Genomic DNA, 18738 nt, shown 5'->3' on the forward strand with positions numbered 1-18738 from the left:
GCCAAACTCAAAACGGGCTTTCGGCGTTCAGCAGGCCATGCTTTTTTCCGTCCGGATTCAGGTGACCCTTGGAGGCGACAAAGCCCTTGTCCGTGTCCGCGCAGGTGCCGACGCTGTGGATGTGAACGCCTTTCGGACCGGGTGGGAGGCCCTTGGCAGAAACATGGATGAGCACGCCCTGCGGGCCTTCGATGAAGGTGGCAGTGCCGACGCTCTGTCCCTGGCGGTCGATGAGGGTGGCCGAGGCAGGCTCTGTTGCTTGGTCCGTGGCTGAGGCGGTGCTGGCGAGGACAAGTAGAATGCAGGTCGCGAAGAGACGGTGTGTGCTCATGGCGGAGCTCCCTCGGTAATGGATCGAGTCATGATCATACTCATCATTCATGCCTCTCTCAGGCCAAGCTCGGCCGCAACGGCCCGTTTGGCGCGCACGGGTGCTTGCCCGTAACATCGCTGCCAACATTCACGGAGAAAAAACATGGCGTCTTCCGCCGACAGCATCAACATGGCGCTTTATTGCGACTTCGAGAACGTGGCGCTTGGCGTGCGTGATGCCAACTACGACAAATTCGACATCAGCCGCGTCCTTGAGCGCTTGCTGCTCAAGGGCAACATCGTCGTCAAGAAGGCCTATTGCGACTGGGACCGTTACAAGAGCTTCAAGGCCTCGATGCACGAGGCCAACTTCGAGCTGATCGAGATTCCGCACCTGCGCCAGTCGGGCAAGAATTCGGCCGACATCCGTCTCGTCGTCGATGCGCTCGACCTGTGCTACACCAAGTCGCATGTCGATACCTTCGTCATCATCAGCGGTGACTCCGACTTCTCGCCGCTGGTGTCCAAGCTGCGCGAGAACGCGAAACAGGTGATCGGCGTGGGCGTGAAGCAGTCCACTTCTGATCTGCTCATCGCCAACTGCGATGAATTCATCTTTTACGACGACCTGGTGCGTGACAGTCAGCGTGCGGCCAAGCGCGACACGCGCGATGCGCAGTCGGCGCCGAAGCGTTCGCCCGAGGAGGACAAGCGGCGCAAGGAAGAGCTGGAGAGCCGCCGTGGCAAGGGTATCGAGATTGCGGTCGAGACCTTCGATGCCTTGATGTCCGAGCGTGGTGACAGCGGCAAGATCTGGGCTTCGATGCTGAAGGAAGCCATCAAGCGTCGTCGGCCGGATTTCAGTGAAGGTGCCTTCGGTTTCCGCGCTTTCGGCAATCTGCTGGAGGAGGCCCAGGCGCGCGGACTGCTGGTCGTGGGCCGTGATGAGAAGTCGGGTGCGTATGTCCATCGCCCCGCCGTGACCGCGTCCGAGTCCGAACTGAACTCGAACAGCGATGCCGGTGATTCCCATAACGGTACAGTGCTCACGCCTGATGCTGCGGGCAGGCCCGAGCCTGCCGATGGTGCTCAGGTCTCCAATGGGCGCAAGAGCACGCGTGGCCGCGGTACAGGCGGACGCAAGGCGAGGCTTGAGGAGAAAGACGTTGCGCCCGCTGAGGTGGCAGAGGTGGCGCCCGCGCCTGCGATTGCAGCACAGCCAGCGGCAGCGCCGGCCGCTACTGCCGCTGTGTCCGAGACCGCAGCTGTCGAGACCGCAGCTGTCGAGACCGCAGCTGTCGAGACTGCAGCCGGGGCCGAGCCGGCCGTCGTGGGCGATGAGCCTGCGCCGCGGCGCGCGCCGGCTGCCGCGAAGGGGCGGGGTCGCTCCAGCGCACGGGGGCGCAAGGACGCAAGTGCAGAGTCCGGGAACGGAGAGGCCGGGGGTGGTAAGGAAGAAAAGGGGGAGGCGGTGATTTCCGCACAGGTGTCCGCCGCCCCGGCTGCAGCCGACGCTCCGGCCGCAGCGCCCCGAAACCCTCGCACGCGCCGCCCGGCCGCCACTCCGCCAGCAGTCGTCGAACAGGCGCCAGCAGCCATCGAGCAAGGACCCGCAGTGGTCGAACAGGCGCCAGTGGTGGTGGAGCAAGATGCAGGGGGCGGTGCGGCTGCAAGCGCGGCGGTGGCAAAGAAGCCTGCTGCGCGCCGTCGTACGCGCAAACCGGCCGAGACGGCGGGCGAGGGCGAGTGAGTCGGGCCGGCGTGCGCGTTTCGCCGCGCTTGCGTTGATGCGGGCGATGCCTGCAGCCGGGGCCATGGACAAGGCTATCGACTGGCCCGGTCCGTGGCCTTACCCGCTCTGGATCGCCCATCGCGGAGCGGGCCGGCTGGCGCCCGAGAATACGCTGGCCGCGTTTCGATTGGGCCATGCTTACGGCTATCGCATGTTTGAATGTGACGTGCGTCTGAGCGCCGACGGTCTGCCCTTCCTGCTCCATGACGATGATCTTGAGCGCACGACCAGTGGCCACGGACCCGCCGTTGCGCTCGAGTGGTCAGCGCTGGCGCAACTCGATGCCGGCAGCTGGCATTCGGCGCGTTATTTCGCCGAGCCGCTCGCCAGTCTGTCTGAAGTGGTGCGCTTTTGCCACGAGGCGGATTGCGCGCTCAATGTTGAGCTCAAGTCCGCTCCAGGCATCGAGCGTGAAACCGGTCTCATCGTCGCCGAGACCCTCGCGCGCGAGTGGCGGGGTGCGCTGCCACCCCTGCTGAGTTCGTTCAGCAGTGCTGCGCTCGAGGGCGCACGCACGGCCGCCGCCTGGCTTCCGCGCGCGCTGCTTGTTGAGCAGGTCGATACCGGGTGCGTGCAGGCTGCGCTGGCGCTTGGCTGTGTGGCGATGGTCGTCGAGCATGGTCAGATCGAGCCGCAGCTTGCGGCAACCATGAGCGCTGCCGGGCTGGTGCTGCTGAGCTACACCGTCAATGACGAACTCGAGGTGCAGCGTTTGCTCGGCCTGGGCGTTCAGGGGCTCATCACCGATCGCGTGGATGGCTTCAAACCGGGGCCGTGAGGCCGTGGCCTGGAACTCGCGGCGGTGCGAAGGCTCTACGCATACATCGTATCTGCCGAGACTTCAGCCCATGCGCTGCTCACGCTTCCTCGTTTCCCGCCTGCTCGCTGCGAGCCTGGCGCTCGCGCTGCCGTCTTCGCTTGTGTTCGCAAGCACTGCTGCCGACTGTCTGCGGCCCGGGGAGTGGACGGTGTTCGATGGCCTGGAGCCGCGTGCGGGGGGAGATGTTGCCGCCCTGGTGGCAGCCATGGCGCAGCGCGAGGTGGTGCTCCTGGGCGAACAGCATGATGACGCTGACCATCATCGCTGGCAGCTGCAGGTGCTCGCCGCCTTGCATGCGCAGCGCCCCGACATGGTGATCGGCTTCGAGATGTTCCCGCGCCGAGTGCAGCCCGTGCTGGAGCGCTGGGTGGCGGGTGAGTTGAGCGAGAGCGAGTTCCTGCAGCAGGTGGAGTGGGACAAGGTATGGAGCATGCCCGCCGAGCTTTACCTGCCGCTGTTTCACTTCGCGCGCCTGAATCGCGTGCCGATGGTCGCGCTCAACATTGATCAGAAGCTGAGCCGGGCGATTGCCAGGCGTGGCTGGGATGCGGTGCCTGAGGCGGAGCGTGAAGGCGTGAGCCCTGCGGCCGAGCCCTTGCCGGCCTATGTCGATTTTCTGTTCGGCATTCATCGCGAGCATGCGCAAATGCGCGCCGGCAAGGACAAGGAGGTGGCGCGCGAGGATGTGGCTTTCCGCAACTTCGTCGATTCGCAGCTGGGCTGGGATAGGGCCATGGCCGAGGCGCTGGCGTCAGCGGCAAGAGCGCAGCGCGCATCCGCACCGGGAGCCGCCAGTGATGCACCGGCGCCGCTGGTGGTGGGCATCATGGGCAGCGGGCATGTGCGCTTCGGCCACGGCGTGGCGCACCAGCTCAGGAGCCTGGGGGTGGACAACCCGGGCCTGTTGTTGCCGCTGGCGGCGAGCACACCGTGCACCGACATCGTCGCCGGCCTGGCCGATGCGGTGTTTGCGGTGCCCGAGGCCGTGCTCGCGCCGGTGCCGCCGCCGCGGCTGGGCGTGAGCCTGGAAGAGCACCGTGATGGGGTGAAGATCGTTGAGGTTTCGGCCGGCAGTCTGGCTTCGCACACTGGGTTGCGCGCCGGTGACATCATCATCGAGGCCGCCGGTGCCACACTGAAGCGCTCGGCAACTCTGGTCGCGCTGGTGCGGGCACAGCCGCCCGGCACCTGGCTGCCGCTCACGCTCAAGCGCGAGAGCGAGACCATAGAGCGCGTCGTGCGCTTTCCGCTGGCGCGCTGATGGTGATGAACGAGGTTTCGAGGTCGGCGCGCGCGCTGATGCAGATGTTGCTGGCTGTTCTGGCGTTGGCGGTGCTGCGCCCGGCGCTGGCGAGCGAATGGCCGATCGCGCTCGATGTGGTGCTCGATCCTGCATCGCGCAGTCTGCAGGTCGAGGCGGAACTACGCCCGACAGAGCGTGACTTCCGCTTCGTGCTGCATGCTGAGCTGCGCATCGCTTCCGCCGAAGTCGATGGCAAGGCCTTGCGCGTCGAGTCTGTAGGTGGGCGCGGCGAAGTTCGCGCCTGGCGCATTCGCTTGCCAGCCGAGGGGGTGTTGCGCATGCGCTATGGCGGCACCCTGCCGGCGCTCGATGCCGGGCTGGATCATCGTGAGGTGCTGCAGGGCATGCCGCCGATGGCGGCGCAGGGCGGTACCTTCCTGTCTGCAGGCAGCGCCTGGTATCCACGCCCGGCCGAGGTGTTCAGCTATCGCGTCGATGTGCGCGTTCCGGGCGGGCAAAGGGTGGTCGTACCTGGGCGGCTCGTTGCCGAGCACCTGCCTGGGGAGGAGGGCGCGGCGGCGGGTGTCGCTGGCTTGCGGCCCGACACTCCGACCTCAGCACCGGGGATGCTTGCGCGCGACTATCGGGCGCGCTTTGAATTCGACCATGCTGCCGATGGCATTGACCTCATGGCCGGGCCGTGGATCGTGCGTGAGCATCGCGTCGAGCGCGTGGGTGCCGAGCCTCTGCGCCTGCGCACTTATTTTCCGCCGGCGCTCGATGCCGAGCCTGGCCTGGCTGAGGCTTACCTGCACGACAGTGCGCGCTACATCGCGCGTTACAGCGCACGCATTGGCGCCTATCCCTTCACCGAGTTCTCGGTGGTTGCCAGCCCCCTGCCCACCGGCTTTGGCATGCCCACGCTCACTTACCTGGGTGAGCAGGTGCTGCGCCTGCCTTTCATCCGTGCCACTTCGCTCGGCCATGAGGTGCTGCACAACTGGTGGGGCAATGGCGTGCTGGTCGACTACGCGCGCGGCAACTGGTCCGAGGGTTTGACGACCTTCATGGCCGACTACGCTTACAAGGAAGAGCAATCCGACGTCGCGGCGCGCGAGATGCGGCTGGGGTGGCTGCGCGACTTCGCTGCCCTGCCGATGGATGGACAACAAGCCCTTGCGGCGTTTCGCTCGCGCACGCATGGGGCTGCGGCCGCAGTTGGCTATGGCAAGGCGGCGATGGTGTTCGTGATGTTGCGCGATCTGATCGGCGAGGCGGCCTTCGATCGTGGCATCAAGCTTTTCTGGGAGCAGAACCGTTTTCGCATCGCAGGCTGGAAGGAACTGCAGCTTGCCTTCGAGCAGGCTTCAGGACGGGTGCTCGCAGACTTCTTCCGTCAATGGCTGGATGTGGCCGGTGGCCCAAAGGTGGCGCTCGAACAGGCGTATTTCGTCGCGCAAGGCAATGGTGGTGGCGTATTGCATGTCGAGCTGAGTCAGTCGGGACCGACGCACACCCTTCATCTGCCCTTGCAGATGGAGGACGGATCAGGGTCACAGACGCGCTGGCTGAACGTATCGAAAGCGCGCGAGACGATAAGGCTGACGCTAGAGCGTGCGCCGCAGACCCTGAGCCTGGACCCCGAGCTGCGCGTGTGGCGTCGGCTGGATGAGGCGCAACTGCCGCCCATCCTGCGCCAGTGGATGCTGGAGAGCGCTCCCCAGGTGGTGATCGCGGATGAGGGCGATGCCGCACTGGCGCAGGCGGGCAAATCCCTTGCAACGCGCTTTTTCGAGCGTCCGCCACGCGTCGTGAGCCGCGCTGCCCTGAGCTCCGCGCGCGACCCGGTGCTGCTGGTCGGAACCCACGCCGCCATCGATGTCACCTTGGCGCACGCCGGGCTGCCGCCGCGGCCGGCCAGCCTGGGGGCGCGCGGCACGGCGCAGGTGTGGACCCTGCGTGAGGGCGCACGCTCGGTTGCGGTGGTGTCGGCGCGCGACCCTGCGGCGCTGGCGGCGCTTGAGCGCCCGCTGCCGCATTACGGCGGGCAGAGCTGGCTGCTGGCTGAGGGCAGCCGCGTGTTCGAGCGTGGCGTGTGGGATGCCCAGGGCGCCGCAGTGGCGGTGGAGATGCGTTGAAGCGCAGCGCGGGCTCGCGAGCACCTCACCGCGGCGGTGAGCGGCGTAGAATCGAGCGCATGCCTACGATAATGTCTTCCACCGCGTGCGAGCCTGTTCCTGCGGCCCACCCGGTTCACACTTCTCTTCTCCAACGCCGGCTTTCATCCCAGCGTCCGGCCTTGCGCGCGCTCGGGGGCGCGCTGGCCTTGCTGGGCATGGTGGCGCTGTCAGCGCCCGCGATTGCTTCCGATCGCGAGTTTGCCGCCTGTCTGCAGCAGTTGCGCAGTGAGGCCGCGACAAAGGGCGTTTCGTCCGCGACTTTCGACCAGCACACCGCTGCCCTGGTGTCGGATATGGCCGTGGTCGGCTTTCTCGATGCCCAGCCCGAATTCGTCACGCCGATCTGGGACTACATGGCCGGGCTGGTCGACGCCGAGCGCGTGGCCGACGGGCGTGCCATGCTCGAGCGCTGGGCTGAAGTGCTCGCCCGCGTCGAAACCCAGTACGGCGTCGATGCGGGCACGGTGGTTGCGGTGTGGGGCGTGGAGAGCAACTTCGGGCGTAACTTCGGTAGCCGGCCGCTGCTCACCTCACTGTCGACGCTGTCCTGCTTTGGCCGGCGACAGGCTTTTTTCCGCGGTGAGTTCTTCACCACATTGAAGATCATCCAGGAGGGCCACGTCGCGCCCGAGCGTCTGACGGGCTCCTGGGCCGGGGCCTTTGGCCACACGCAGTTCATGCCCTCCACCTTCATGCGGCTGGCGGTCGACTTCGATGGCGACGGCCGCCGCGACCTGGTCGACAGCGTGCCCGACGCGCTGGCGTCCACGGCGAACTTCCTCAAGCGCGCGGGCTGGCGCGGCGATCTGGATTGGGGTTTCGAGGTGGTGCTGCCGAAGCGGTTCGATACGGCGGGTGCAGGGCGGCGCAACAAGCAGCCGATGCAGCAATGGGCGTCGCGCGGGGTGAAACGCGTCGATGGTTCTGCCTTGCCGGCTGCGGCCACCCCGGCGGGCTTGCTGCTGCCCGCAGGCGCAGCGGGCCCCGCTTTTCTGGTGACTCGCAATTTCGATGCCTTGTACGCCTACAACGCGGCCGAGAGTTATGCCCTGGCAATCGCCCACCTGGCCGACCGCCTGCGTGGGGGCGCGCCCTTGGTCACGCCGTGGCCAACCGATGATGCTGGCCTGTCGCGCGCGGAGCGCCGCGAAGTACAAAGCTTGCTGCTTGCCCGTGGCCATGACATCGGTGAGCCCGATGGCATGATCGGCGCGCGCACGCGTGAGGCGCTCAAGCGGGTGCAGGGCGAGCTCGGGCTGGTGGCGGATGGTCGGGCCGGGCAGGCGGTGTTAAAGGCACTGCGTGATGCGGAGTCACGCTGAGCCTCGCCACCTCATCTGAGTCCTTTCGCCCTTGCCGTCGGACGCTGCACGCCCACCGCCATCGGAGCTGGTAGGCGTGATCAACAGTAGGTGTAATCAACAATCGCTGCGTCGGCTTGGCGGCGGCACAATCGTTCTGCTTTCTTCGGAGGCCATTCTTATGAGTCACAACTCCAGGGGCACAGGCCAGGCGACACGTGTGGCACCGCCGCGCGAGGCTGCGCGTGTTTATCCACCAAAGCCGACCGATGTCTATCTGTTCGGCACCTGCGTGATTGATCTGTTCTTTCCCGATGCCGGCATGGATTCGATCCGCCTGCTCGAGCGCGAAGGCATCAAGGTCCATTTTCCGCAGGCACAGAGCTGCTGTGGTCAGCCGGCCTATACCTCGGGTTACACCGAAGAGGCGCGCGCGGTGGCGCGTGCTCAGCTTCAACTGTTTGCCGCCGACTGGCCGCTGGTGGTGCCATCCGGGTCGTGTGCGGGGATGTTTCGCCACCATTATCACGAGCTGTTCAAGGATGAGCCCGCGGCCCTGCAGCAGGTCGAGGCGCTGGCGGCGCGCACCTATGAGCTCGCGGAGTTCCTCCTCCATGTGTGCCGCATCCAGTTGAGTGACACGGGCGCGCCGGTGAAGGTGGCGCTGCACACCTCGTGTTCGGCGCGACGTGAGTTGGGCACCCATGTCCATGGTCGTGCGCTGCTGGCGCAGCTCGGAGCGGTGGAGCGTGTGGATCACGCTTACGAGAGCGAGTGCTGCGGCTTTGGCGGCGCCTTCAGCGTGCGCCTGCCCGATATCTCGGGTCTCATGGTGCTGGACAAGACCACTGCGCTGAAGGATTCGGGCGCGAGCGAGGTGGTGAGTGCGGACTGTGGCTGTTTGATGAACATCAATGGCGCGCTCGAGAAGCAGGGTGAATCCCTGCGTGGCGAGCACCTCGCGAGTTTCCTGCTGCGACGCAGTGGAGGAAAGTGACATGCCCAATTTTGCCGCCTTGACCGAGGCTCCGATCGAATTCAAGCGCAACGCACGCGCGGCGCTGGCCGACGGGCAGCTGCGGCGCAATTTCCGGGGGGCGATGGATTTCCTCATGGTCAAGCGCGCGGCGCAGTTTGCGGACGACGAGGAGTGCGAGCAGCTACGGGCCTTCGGCAACCGGGTCCGCGCCCGCGCGCTGTCCCGGTTGCCCGCCTTGCTCGAACAGCTGGAGGCCCGACTGACGCGCAATGGCGTGCAGGTGCACTGGGCTGAGAGTGTCGACGAAGCCAACACCATCGTGCATTCGATCGTCGCGGCGCACGAGGCGAAAAACCTCATCAAAGGCAAGTCGATGGTCAGCGAGGAGATGGAGATGAACCATTTCCTGGGCGAGCGTGGGGTGGACTGTCTTGAGTCCGACATGGGCGAATTCATCGTCCAGCTGCGCGCGGAAAAGCCGTCCCACATCATCATGCCGGCCATCCATCTCAACGTCGGACAGGTCGCTGCCTTGTTCCACGACAAGCTGGAGGTCGATTACACCGAAGACGTTGACCTGCTCATCCAGATTGGGCGTGAGACTTTGCGGCGCAAGTTCTTCGAAGCGGATATCGGCGTCTCGGGGGTCAATTTCGCCGTCGCCGAAACGGGCACCCTGGTGCTGGTCGAAAACGAGGGCAATGGGCGCATGTCGACCACGGTGCCGCCGGTGCATATCGCCGTGACCGGGATAGAGAAGGTGGTGGAGAAGCTGCGCGACGTGGTGCCCCTGCTGTCGCTGCTGACGCGCTCGGCGACCGGCCAGCCGATCACCACCTATGTGAACATGATCTCCGGTCCGCGCCAGGCGGACGAGCTGGACGGCCCGCGCGAAGTGCATCTGGTGCTGCTCGACAACGGTCGTACCCAGGCTTTTGCCGACAGTGAGCTGCGCCAGACGCTCAACTGCATTCGCTGTGGTGCGTGCATGAACCATTGCCCGGTGTATACACGGATTGGCGGACACGCATACGGGACGGTGTACCCGGGGCCGATCGGCAAGATCATGACCCCACACATGCTTGGCCTGGAAAAGACACGTGAGCTGCCAAGTGCATCTTCCCTGTGCGGCGCCTGTGGCGAGGTCTGTCCAGTGAAGATTCCGATCCCGTCCTTGCTGCGGCGCCTGCGTGAAGAAGCGGCGCGTCGTGCCGACGCTGCCCCGCATCATGTGCGCGGACAGGGGGCGAATCATTCCACCAAGGAAGGCTTGGTCTGGAAAGCGTGGGTGAAGATGAACACCTCGCCGACGCTGTATCGCCTGCTCACCTACGCTGGCACCCGCGCGCGCGGCCTCACGCCGGCGAATATCGGCCCCTGGACCGAACACCATGCAGCGCCAAAGCTGGCGCCGCGTACCCTGCACGAACGCGTGCGCGAGCACCTGGGAGAGGCGTGAATGAACGCCAGGGAACGCATTCTCGCCAAGCTGCGTGGCAGCCTCGAAGGCACCACCCCGATCGCGGATGACTACGATACCGCGCTCGTCACCACGCCCTGGACGTATGCGCCCGCGCAGCGTGTCGCCCGCTTGCGCGCGCAGCTCGAGGCCGTCCATGGCGAAACTCAGCTGACTACGAGTGCCGAGTGGCCGGCCAGGGTGTTTGCGGCACTCGCCGAACGCAACATCGATGAACTCCTGGTCTCGCCCTTGACGCTGCATGGCCAGCAACTGGCCGCTCAGCTCGCGCTCAACAAGGGCGGGTTGAGGCTCAAGGCCTACGATCGGGCAGTGGAGACGTGGAAGGACGAGCTGTTTTTCCATACCCCGGCGAGCCTGACCGGAACGCTTGGCGGTATTGCCGCAACCGGCAGCCTGATCGTCTGGCCCACCGTTCAGGAGCCGCGTCTGATGAGCTTGGTGCCGCCGCTTCACATCGCCTTGCTCAAGGCCAGCGCCGTGTTCGACAACTTGCATGAGGCGATGCACACCCAGCGCTGGAGCGAGGGGCTGCCGACCAACGCGCTGCTCATCTCCGGGCCGTCGAAGACCGCCGACATCCAGCAAACACTTGCCTATGGGGCTCATGGCCCCAAGGAGCTGATCGTGCTGATCCTGCAGGATGCGTGAGGGGTGTGGAGGGCACGCGCTGCTGCGTGTGCGTCTCGACCGCGGCGGAGTGCTGCAAGGTCCGAAGAGGGCGAAGACGAGCGCGCGCTTTCGTTAGAATCACGCCCCCGGGGTGCGTCCTTCACGGCCGCCCCAAACTTTTCAGGTTGCGCATGCAAGATCTTGCTTATTTCAAATGGTCGATTGCGGTCACGGTGCTGGGCATCGTCGGCGGTTATCTGCTCGCCGGTCCATCAGGTGCATTCATTGTCGTCGTGCTGGCGATTCTGGAGACCTCACTGTCGTTCGACAACGCCGTGGTCAATGCCACGGTGCTCAAGCACATGGACGAGAAGTGGCGCAAACGCTTCCTGCTGTGGGGAATCCTGATTGCAGTGTTCGGCATGCGCATCGTGTTCCCGCTCGCAATCGTCGGCGTGGTGGCCAACATGGGGCCCTTGCAGGTCATCGATCTCGCCCTCTTCGACGAAGCCGAGTACGCCCGTCTGCTGTTGTCGGCACACCACGAGATCGCCGCCTTTGGTGGGGCCTTCCTGGCCATGGTGTTTCTGAAGTTCTTCGTCGATGCCAACAAGGACGAGCACTGGCTGCATTTTCTGGAAAAGCCGCTGACCCGGCTCGGTCGCCTGGAGGCAGCGCAGATTCTGCTGACCTTGCTGGCCATCCTGGGCAGCGCGGCCTATCTGGAGAGCGACACCAAGCGCGTCGAATTCGTGGTGGCCGGCTTGTGGGGCCTGGTCACCTACATCGTTGCCGACGGTCTCGGGGCGATTCTTGGCGGTGAGCCGGGTGAGGGGGGCAAGACGGTCGTCAAGACCGGGTTTGCCGGCTTCATGTACCTGGAGCTGCTGGATGCCTCATTCAGCTTCGACGGTGTGATCGGCGCGTTCGCACTGACGACGAGCTTGCCGATCATTGCCATCGGGCTCGGGGTTGGGGCAATGTTCGTACGCTCCTTCACCCTGATGCTGGTCGAGCGCGATACGCTGAACGCCTATCGCTTCCTCGAGCATGGTGCATTCTGGGCCATCGGGGCACTGGCGGCGGTGATGTTCATCGGTGTACACATGCATATTCCCGAGGTCTTCACCGGCCTGATTGGAGCGGTGTTGATCGGCGCCGCATTCTGGAGCTCGCTGCGCCATCGACGACTGGAAGCCTGAGGCTCAGGCGCGCCGGGTATGCAGCAGGTAGTTCACATCCGTATCCCGCCCCAGTGAGTACACCCGGCTGAGAGGGTTGTAGCTCAGACCGATGAGTTCATGGGTGTCCAGTCCCGCATTGCGGCAGTGGCGGCTCAGTTCGGAGGGCTTGATGAACTTGGCGTATTCGTGCGTGCCCCGGGGCAGCATGTTGAGCACGTATTCGGCGCCGATGATCGCCTGCACGTAGGCTTTGAGGTTGCGGTTCAGGGTCGAGAAGAAGACGTGGCCACCCGGCTTGACCAGGCGGGCGCAAGCAGCGATGGTGCTCGCCGGGTCGGGCACGTGCTCCAGCATTTCCATGCAGGTCACGACGTCGAAGTGAGCCGGCATTTCCTCAGCCAGATCTTCCGCGCTGATCAGGCGATAGTCGACACTGAGTCCGCTCTCGAACAGGTGCAGCCGCGCCACGCTCAGTGCCTTTTCCGACAAGTCTATGCCGGTGACCCTGGCGCCGGCCGACGCCATGCTTTCGGCCAGGATGCCGCCGCCGCAGCCGACGTCGAGCACGGTCTTGTCGAGCAGGTCGGCCTTGCCGTTGATCCAGCCCAGGCGTAGGGGGTTGATGTCGTGCAGGGGTTTGAATTCGGACGCGGGATCCCACCAGCGGTGGGCGAGCTCACTGAATTTTTGCAGCTCGGCGGGGTCGGCGTTGATTGCGCTCATCGTGTGTTGTCACCGCTTGTTGGATTGAATGCTTCTGCCCAATGGGAGTTCGTGTTTCTAACACGCCCCGCACAAAACAAAAAGCCCTGCCGAGGCAGGGCTTTTCTTGTGCATCAGGCTACCGATTACTTGGAGCCGATGACTTCGACTTCAACGCGGCGATCCGGCTGCAGGCACTCGATCAGAGCCTTGCGGTTCTTCACGGTGTTGCAGGTCGTGCCGGTCACGGGCTGCTTCTTGCCCTTGCCTTCGGTGTAGACACGGTTGGCTTCGACGCCCTTCGACACCAGATAGGTCTTCACGGCGGCGGCGCGACGCTCGGACAGCTTCTGGTTGTAGGCATCGGAACCGATGCGGTCAGTGTGACCAACGGCCAGGATCACTTCCAGCTTCAGTTGCTTGGACTTGACGGCCAGCTCGTCGAGCTTGGCGCGGCCTTCTGCCTTCAGCGTCGCCTTGTCGAAGTCGAACAGGGTGTCGGCGGCCAGCTTGATCTTGTCGGCGCTGGGCTTCGGTGCGGGGGCGGGAGCCGGCTTGGCAGCGGCAACCGGGGCTACGCACTTGTCCTTGGCGACGATGTCGGCGTCACACTCGCAGCCTGCCGGGAACTGACCGGCCATGGCGGTCGAGGCGGCAGCCGGCGACCAGTAACCCGTGCGCCAGCACAGGCCAGCACCACTACGGGCAACAACGTTGCGGGCATCGATGACGTAAGGGATCTCGCCCTTGCCGTCGACAACGACGTCCTTGACCTGAGCATAGGCACCGGGGGCGGACAAGCCGATCGATGCGATTGCAGCCAGCACGAAGATCTGTTTCTTGGTTTCTTTGATCATGGTTTCCTCTTTGATGGGCGATTCGCCGGAATTACCACTGCAACGGGAAGTGAAAACAGCCGGAAAGCCGCATTCGTGTCGGGTTTGAACCCTGTATCCAGTTCAATTAGCGAACCTAGTGTGCCATACCGATACGATCCTGAGCAATTGTTTGTCGCTTATTTGCAACAGCGTAAGCCCTTTGTCCACGCGGGGTTCACCGTTTATCCAGACGTGTGTGACGTATTCGCGACCTGCGACATAAACGAGGTGCGAAACCGGATCGAAACAAGGCTGGGTCAATATGCTGCCGAGGTCGACCGCACACAGGTCGGCGCACTTTCCGGGCAGGAGTGAGCCGATCTGCGCATCGAGCCCGAGCGCCTGGGCGCCGCCCAGTGTTGCCATGTGCAGGGCGGCATGCGCGGGCAGTGCAGCCGCATCGAGCGTGCGCACCTTGGCCAGCAGGGCGGCGTGGCGCATCTCCTGGAAGATGTCGATGCGGTTGTTGCTTGCCGCGCCGTCGCTGCCCAGTCCGACACGGATCCCGGCAGCCAGCAGTTCGGTTACTGGCGCCATGCCGCTGCCGAGCTTCATGTTCGAGCTTGGGCAGTGGGCGACGCTGCAGCCATGATGTGCCAGCAACTCGATATCGGTGTGGTCGAGATGCACGGCATGCACACCGATCAGGTTCTCGCCCAGCACGCCGAGCTTTGCCAGCCGTGCAAGCGGACGCATGCCATGTTCGGCGAGCGAGTCACGAATCTCGTTTGCGGTTTCGTGAATATGGACATGGATGGGCAGTTCCAGTTCGTCGGCGAGGGCGCGTGCGCGCTGGAAGCTGCTGTCGGACACGGTGTAGGGCGCATGGGGTGCGATCGAGAACGAAATGCACGGATGATTGCGCCACTGGTCGCGGGCGGCGAGGCCTTTGCGCAGGTAGTCGTCGGCGTCGCTGGCCCATGGGGTGGGAAACTCCATGAGCACCATGCCCACCACCGCACGCATCCCGGCGCTGGCAAAAGCCTGCGCTGCAGCCTCTGGATGGAAATACATGTCGTTGCAGGTGGTGACTCCGCCGCGAAGCATCTCGGCAGCCGCCAGCAAGGTGCCGTCGCGCACGAACTCGGCGCAAACATGCCGGCTTTCTGCCGGCCAGATCGCCTCCTGCAGCCAGCGCATCAGCGGCAGGTCGTCCGCGGTGCCGCGGAACAGGTTCATTGCAGCGTGGGCGTGCAGATTGACCAGGCCGGGGATGAGCACGTGTTGCGCCAGTTCGACCAAGGACACGGGCTGGTAGCGCGCACGTGCTTCGTCGACCGGCAGGATGGCGAGGATCTTGCCGTGCCTGACCGCGAGTGCATGGTTTTCAAGTGTGACGCCGGCCGGCTCTACCGGAATGATCCAGCGTGGGCAAATCAGGAGGTCAATCGTTTCGCGCACGCTGCAGGCTCCCTTGGAAAGGCTGGGGTGCTCCGTGCTGCGGTGCGCGCTGGTCGCGGGCGCAGCAAGGAGGGAGTTTGTCGGTGTTCAAGCTGGGATTTGTCCTTGCAAGGTTCGCATTTCTGGTTTTCGTGCGCCGCACCGGGGGCGCGCGTGCCAAGTGACTTCGTGCCACAATCGCGCTCATCAACAATGGCCCGCGCAGATCCCGTGGAGCCCGCCCGAGCCCTCATGAGCCGAATTCCAGAAACCGTTGGCAAGTATCGCATCCTGCGCGAGGTCGGTCGCGGCGCCACGGCGATCGTCTACCTTGCCGAGAGTCCGGACCATCCCGAGCCGGTCGCGCTCAAGCACGTCCGCTTCGAAGACCGGGCGACCGACGAAGCGAAATGGAACCGTCGCCTGCTCAAGTTGCTGAAGGCGGAGCAGGCCGTGTCCTCGCGCCTCAGTCACCCGAACATCATCCGCATCCTGGATGCTTCGGTTGAGCCGACGGAAGCTTATGTGGTGATGGAGTATTTTCCCGGCGGCACGCTGGAGCGCTACTGCAGCTTCGAGAAGTTATTGCCGATACACCGCACCATCGGCATCATTTTCAAGTGCTGCATGGCGCTCGATCATGCCTTTCGCCAGGGGGTGGTGCATCGCGACATCAAGCCGGCCAACATCCTGGTGGACGATGAGGATAATGTGAAGGTCACGGACTTCGGGCTGGCGTTGAACATCAACAAGCGCGTGGATACCGACTCGACCTTCATCATGGGCGTGGGTTCGCCCGCCTACATGAGCCCGGAGCAGATCAAGGGCTATCCGCTCAACCAGAAGACCGACTTGTATTCGCTTGGCGTGCTGCTGTTTCACATGCTGACCGGGCGCTTGCCGTTTCGCGCGAACAATCCGGCGCAACTGGTCTACAAGATCATCAACGCCGACCCGCCGCTGGTGTCGCAACTCAACCCTGATGTGCCCGAGCAGATGGACGCGGTGATCCGCAAGGCGCTGGAAAAGGATTTGTACTCGCGCTATCACAATGGTGCAGAGTTTGCCAAGGATCTGGCCGCCGTACGCTACAAGATCCTTGATGAGAATTACGTGGCGCCCGACACCAGCCGTTTTGCGCGCCTGCGCAAGCTTGCGTTCTTCACCGAGTTCGAGGACGTGGAGTTGTGGGAGGTGCTGCGCATCTCGTCCTGGCGTCGGGTCGAGCGCCATGTCTGCCTGATGCGCGAGGGCGACGCCGACCAACGCTTTGGTGTCGTGCTCGAGGGCAGTGTCGAGTTGTCGATCGAGGGGCGGCGGGTGATGGAGTTGGGGGCTGGCGAGGTTTTTGGCGTTCAGGCCTGGCTCGATAGTCTTGAGCATCGACACATGATGACGGTGGTTTCGCTCTCTGCGCTGACTTATCTCGAGATCAACCCGGCGGCCCTTGCGCTGGCCAGCGAAGAAGTGCTGGAGCGTTTCCGCCGCGAGTTGGCGACGATGGTGGTACGCCGCCTCGCACAGACTGCAAGACAGCTGTCCGTGGGTGCTCCCGCCGCGGTGCGTGGCGACTACACCGCGACCGGGGGGCTGGACCTGCAGTTGCTGGAGCCCTGACTCAGCTCCTGGCGCCGAGTGCGAGCGCTTGCGCGCGCGCGGCCTTCAGTTCGGCCTCGTCGGCCTGTGGCCGTGACAGCCAGGCGCCCAAGTGCTCAATGGTGAGCGCAGTCAGACCCTCGACCCAGTCCTGGCGTTCGTTCAGGCAGGGGATGTAATGGAAGACCTTGCCGCCGTGGTGGAGGAAGGCCTCGCGACACTCCATGGCCATTTCTTCCAGCGTTTCCAGGCAGTCCGCCACAAACCCGGGGCAGATCACGTCCACCCTGCCTATGCCCTGGGCAGCCAGCTTTTCCAGGGTGGGCTGAGTGTAGGGCTGCAACCATTCGGCCTTGCCAAAGCGCGACTGGAAGGTCAGCAGTGCGCGTTCGGGCGCGATGCCAAGCGCTGCGACAAGCAGACGAGCGGTCTTGTGACACTCGCAATGATAGGGGTCGCCAAGCTCCAGGGAGCGCCGCGGCACGCCGTGAAAGCTCATGACCAGGCGATCGGGCTCGCCGTGCAGTGCCCAGTGCTCGCGTACGCTGCTGGCCAGGGCCTGGATGTAGCCGGGGTTGTCGTGAAAGTTGCGCACGAAGCGCACTTCGGGCTGATTGCGCATCTGCGCGAGGCAGCGTCCCACCTCGTCGGTGACGGTTGCCGTCGTGCTCGCTGAATACTGTGGGTAGAGGGGCAAGACGAGAATGCGCGTGCAGCCGCGAGCACGCAGGGCTTGCAGGCGGTCGGAGATGGACGGCGCGCCATAGCGCATCGCAAAGTCCACGTCGATCTCGTCATGACCTGCCTGGAGCAGTTGCTTGGCCAGCAAGGTGGTCAGGCGTTCGGTGTGCACCTTCAGGGGCGAACCCTCTTCCATCCATACACTGGCGTATTTCTTTGCCGATGCTGCGGGGCGCAGGGTGAGGATGATGCCGTTGAGGATCGGCCACCACAGCAGACGCGGAATCTCGACCACGCGCGGGTCGGAGAGGAATTGCTTCAGATAGGGGCGCAAGGCGGCAGCGGTGGGGGCGGCCGGCGTGCCCAGATTGACGAGCAGGACTCCGGTGCGGGGGGCTGTGCCGTGAAGGTAGGGGGGTTCGGGCCAGTAGCGGGCCATGCTTGTCCTTGTTCTGGTGATGCGTGTGTCTGTTCGGAGGCGGGAGGGCAGGCTCGCTGGCTCAGCTGTTGGGCGACAGCGCGCTGGACAGCAGCCGTGCGGTGATGTCCACGATGGGGATGACGCGGTCGTAGGCCATGCGGGTGGGGCCTATGACCCCGACCGAGCCGACGACCTGGCCATTGGCTTCATAAGGGGCGGTGATCACGCTGCAGCCATCGAGTTGGGCGAGGCCGGACTCGCCCCCGATGAAGATCTGCACGCCGGCGGCCTTGTTCGACAACTCCAGCAGTTGCATCAGGCTGGTGCGCTGCTCGAAGAGTTTGAACAGCTCACGCAGGCGCGTCATGTTCGACGACAGGTCTTCGATGTCGAGCAGGTTGATTTCGCCTGAGATGACATAACCCGTGGCGCTTTCCTCGGCGGCTTCGCTTCCCGCATCCACGGTTGCCGTCATCAGTTCGCTCATGTCGCTGCGCAGCTGGCGCAGTTCGTCCGTGATGCGACGCCGGATGGCGTCAAAGGAAAGACCGGTAAAGTGTTCGTTCAGGTAGGCCGCGGCGCTGCTGAGTTCGGATGAGTTGTAGGCGCGTCGTGTGATCAGGATGCGGTTCTGGACGTCGCCTGCGGTGGTGACGATGATGAGCAGGATGCGGTTCTCGGACAGGCTGATGAACTCGAACTGCCGGATGCGGACCGCGTCCTTGCGTGGCGTGACCACGACGCCGGCGAACTGGGTGAGATTCGACAGCATGTGCGAGGCCGAGTTGAGCAGGCGTTGCGGCTGGTCGGACTGGAGTTGCCCCTTGAGCTCATGCACGCGTGAGGTGTCCAGGGGCTGAACGGTCAACAAGGCGTCGACAAAGAGGCGATAGCCCAGCGCGGTGGGAATGCGGCCGGCGGACGTGTGCGGGCTGGCGATCAGGCCCATTTCCTCCAGATCACTCATCACGTTGCGCACGGTCGCCGGCGATAGCTCGAGGCCGGAAAAGCGCGACAGGGCGCGTGAGCCGACCGGCTGCCCGTCCGCGATGTAGCGTTCGATCAGGGTTTTCAGCAGGATCTGGGAGCGGGCGTCTAGCGAGTTCATGTCAGGCGGCGAATATAGCCCGGATTCTATAGGCAAGTTGGCATTTCCTGGGATCATGGCGGCGTTCTT

General features: G+C 64.4%; 16 protein-coding genes. 10 read left to right on the top strand and 6 right to left on the bottom strand.

Annotated features, from left to right (window positions below; genetic code table 11):
* Window positions 1-7: 7 nt before the first annotated feature.
* Window positions 8-331 carry a superoxide dismutase family protein gene (locus M622_RS23035; protein WP_084520657.1) on the bottom strand — a complete coding sequence of 108 codons (324 nt, stop codon included), beginning with the start codon at window positions 329-331 and terminating at the stop codon, window positions 8-10.
* A gap of 144 nt (window positions 332-475) precedes the next feature.
* Between M622_RS23035 and M622_RS23040 the strand changes: the two genes are divergently transcribed.
* The 9 genes from M622_RS23040 to M622_RS23080 all read left to right on the top strand — a co-directional run bounded on the left by M622_RS23040 (window position 476) and on the right by M622_RS23080 (window position 11921).
* Window positions 476-2062, top strand: coding sequence for an NYN domain-containing protein (locus M622_RS23040; protein ID WP_021247924.1), 1587 nt, complete (start codon window positions 476-478; stop codon window positions 2060-2062).
* Between the two features lie 64 nt (window positions 2063-2126).
* Window positions 2127-2882, top strand: a complete 756-nt coding sequence (ugpQ, locus tag M622_RS23045) for a glycerophosphodiester phosphodiesterase (RefSeq protein ID WP_021247925.1) — start codon at window positions 2127-2129, stop codon at window positions 2880-2882.
* 70 nt (window positions 2883-2952) lie between these two features.
* On the top strand, window positions 2953-4185 hold the full coding sequence (locus tag M622_RS23050; RefSeq protein WP_021247926.1) for a ChaN family lipoprotein: 1233 nt from the start codon (window positions 2953-2955) through the stop codon (window positions 4183-4185).
* A gap of 5 nt (window positions 4186-4190) precedes the next feature.
* Window positions 4191-6305, top strand: coding sequence for a M1 family metallopeptidase (locus M622_RS23055; protein ID WP_031346180.1), 2115 nt, complete (start codon window positions 4191-4193; stop codon window positions 6303-6305).
* Window positions 6306-6502: 197 nt separating this feature from the next.
* Window positions 6503-7669 carry a lytic murein transglycosylase gene (locus M622_RS23060; RefSeq protein ID WP_084520658.1) on the top strand — a complete coding sequence of 389 codons (1167 nt, stop codon included), beginning with the start codon at window positions 6503-6505 and terminating at the stop codon, window positions 7667-7669.
* Between the two features lie 160 nt (window positions 7670-7829).
* Window positions 7830-8645 (top strand): (Fe-S)-binding protein, encoded by an 816-nt coding sequence (locus tag M622_RS23065; protein ID WP_031346184.1) that lies wholly within the window; start codon window positions 7830-7832, stop codon window positions 8643-8645.
* Window position 8646: 1 nt separating this feature from the next.
* Complete coding sequence (locus M622_RS23070) at window positions 8647-10086, top strand: LutB/LldF family L-lactate oxidation iron-sulfur protein (protein ID WP_021247930.1); 1440 nt, start codon at window positions 8647-8649, stop codon at window positions 10084-10086.
* Window positions 10087-10758, top strand: a complete 672-nt coding sequence (locus M622_RS23075) for a LutC/YkgG family protein (RefSeq protein WP_021247931.1) — start codon at window positions 10087-10089, stop codon at window positions 10756-10758. It abuts the gene before it with no gap.
* A gap of 152 nt (window positions 10759-10910) precedes the next feature.
* Window positions 10911-11921, top strand: a complete 1011-nt coding sequence (locus M622_RS23080; protein ID WP_021247932.1) for a DUF475 domain-containing protein — start codon at window positions 10911-10913, stop codon at window positions 11919-11921.
* 3 nt (window positions 11922-11924) lie between these two features.
* Here M622_RS23080 and ubiG read toward each other — a convergent pair whose 3' ends face one another.
* The 3 genes from ubiG to M622_RS23095 all read right to left on the bottom strand — a co-directional run bounded on the left by ubiG (window position 11925) and on the right by M622_RS23095 (window position 14884).
* Window positions 11925-12626: a bifunctional 2-polyprenyl-6-hydroxyphenol methylase/3-demethylubiquinol 3-O-methyltransferase UbiG gene (ubiG, locus tag M622_RS23085; RefSeq protein WP_021247933.1), complete on the bottom strand. Its 702-nt coding sequence runs from the start codon at window positions 12624-12626 to the stop codon at window positions 11925-11927.
* Between the two features lie 125 nt (window positions 12627-12751).
* The gene (locus M622_RS23090) at window positions 12752-13462 is read right to left on the bottom strand and encodes an OmpA family protein (protein WP_021247934.1); all 711 of its coding nucleotides are present in this window, start codon (window positions 13460-13462) and stop codon (window positions 12752-12754) included.
* 102 nt (window positions 13463-13564) lie between these two features.
* Window positions 13565-14884 carry a TRZ/ATZ family hydrolase gene (locus M622_RS23095; RefSeq protein WP_021247935.1) on the bottom strand — a complete coding sequence of 440 codons (1320 nt, stop codon included), beginning with the start codon at window positions 14882-14884 and terminating at the stop codon, window positions 13565-13567.
* A gap of 231 nt (window positions 14885-15115) precedes the next feature.
* On the opposite strand from M622_RS23095, the gene M622_RS23100 reads away from it, so the two are divergent.
* The gene (locus tag M622_RS23100; RefSeq protein WP_021247936.1) at window positions 15116-16480 is read left to right on the top strand and encodes a serine/threonine protein kinase; all 1365 of its coding nucleotides are present in this window, start codon (window positions 15116-15118) and stop codon (window positions 16478-16480) included.
* Between the two features lies 1 nt (window position 16481).
* Here the strand turns inward: M622_RS23100 and hemH are convergent, their stop codons facing one another.
* Window positions 16482-17579, bottom strand: a complete 1098-nt coding sequence (gene hemH, locus M622_RS23105; RefSeq protein WP_021247937.1) for a ferrochelatase — start codon at window positions 17577-17579, stop codon at window positions 16482-16484.
* A gap of 61 nt (window positions 17580-17640) precedes the next feature.
* A complete protein-coding gene (gene hrcA, locus M622_RS23110; RefSeq protein ID WP_021247938.1) occupies window positions 17641-18669 on the bottom strand; it encodes a heat-inducible transcriptional repressor HrcA in 1029 nt (342 codons plus the stop codon).
* Window positions 18670-18738: the final 69 nt, after the last annotated feature.

It is taken from the genome of Thauera terpenica 58Eu, from assembly GCF_000443165.1.
Lineage (GTDB): Bacteria > Pseudomonadota > Gammaproteobacteria > Burkholderiales > Rhodocyclaceae > Thauera > Thauera terpenica.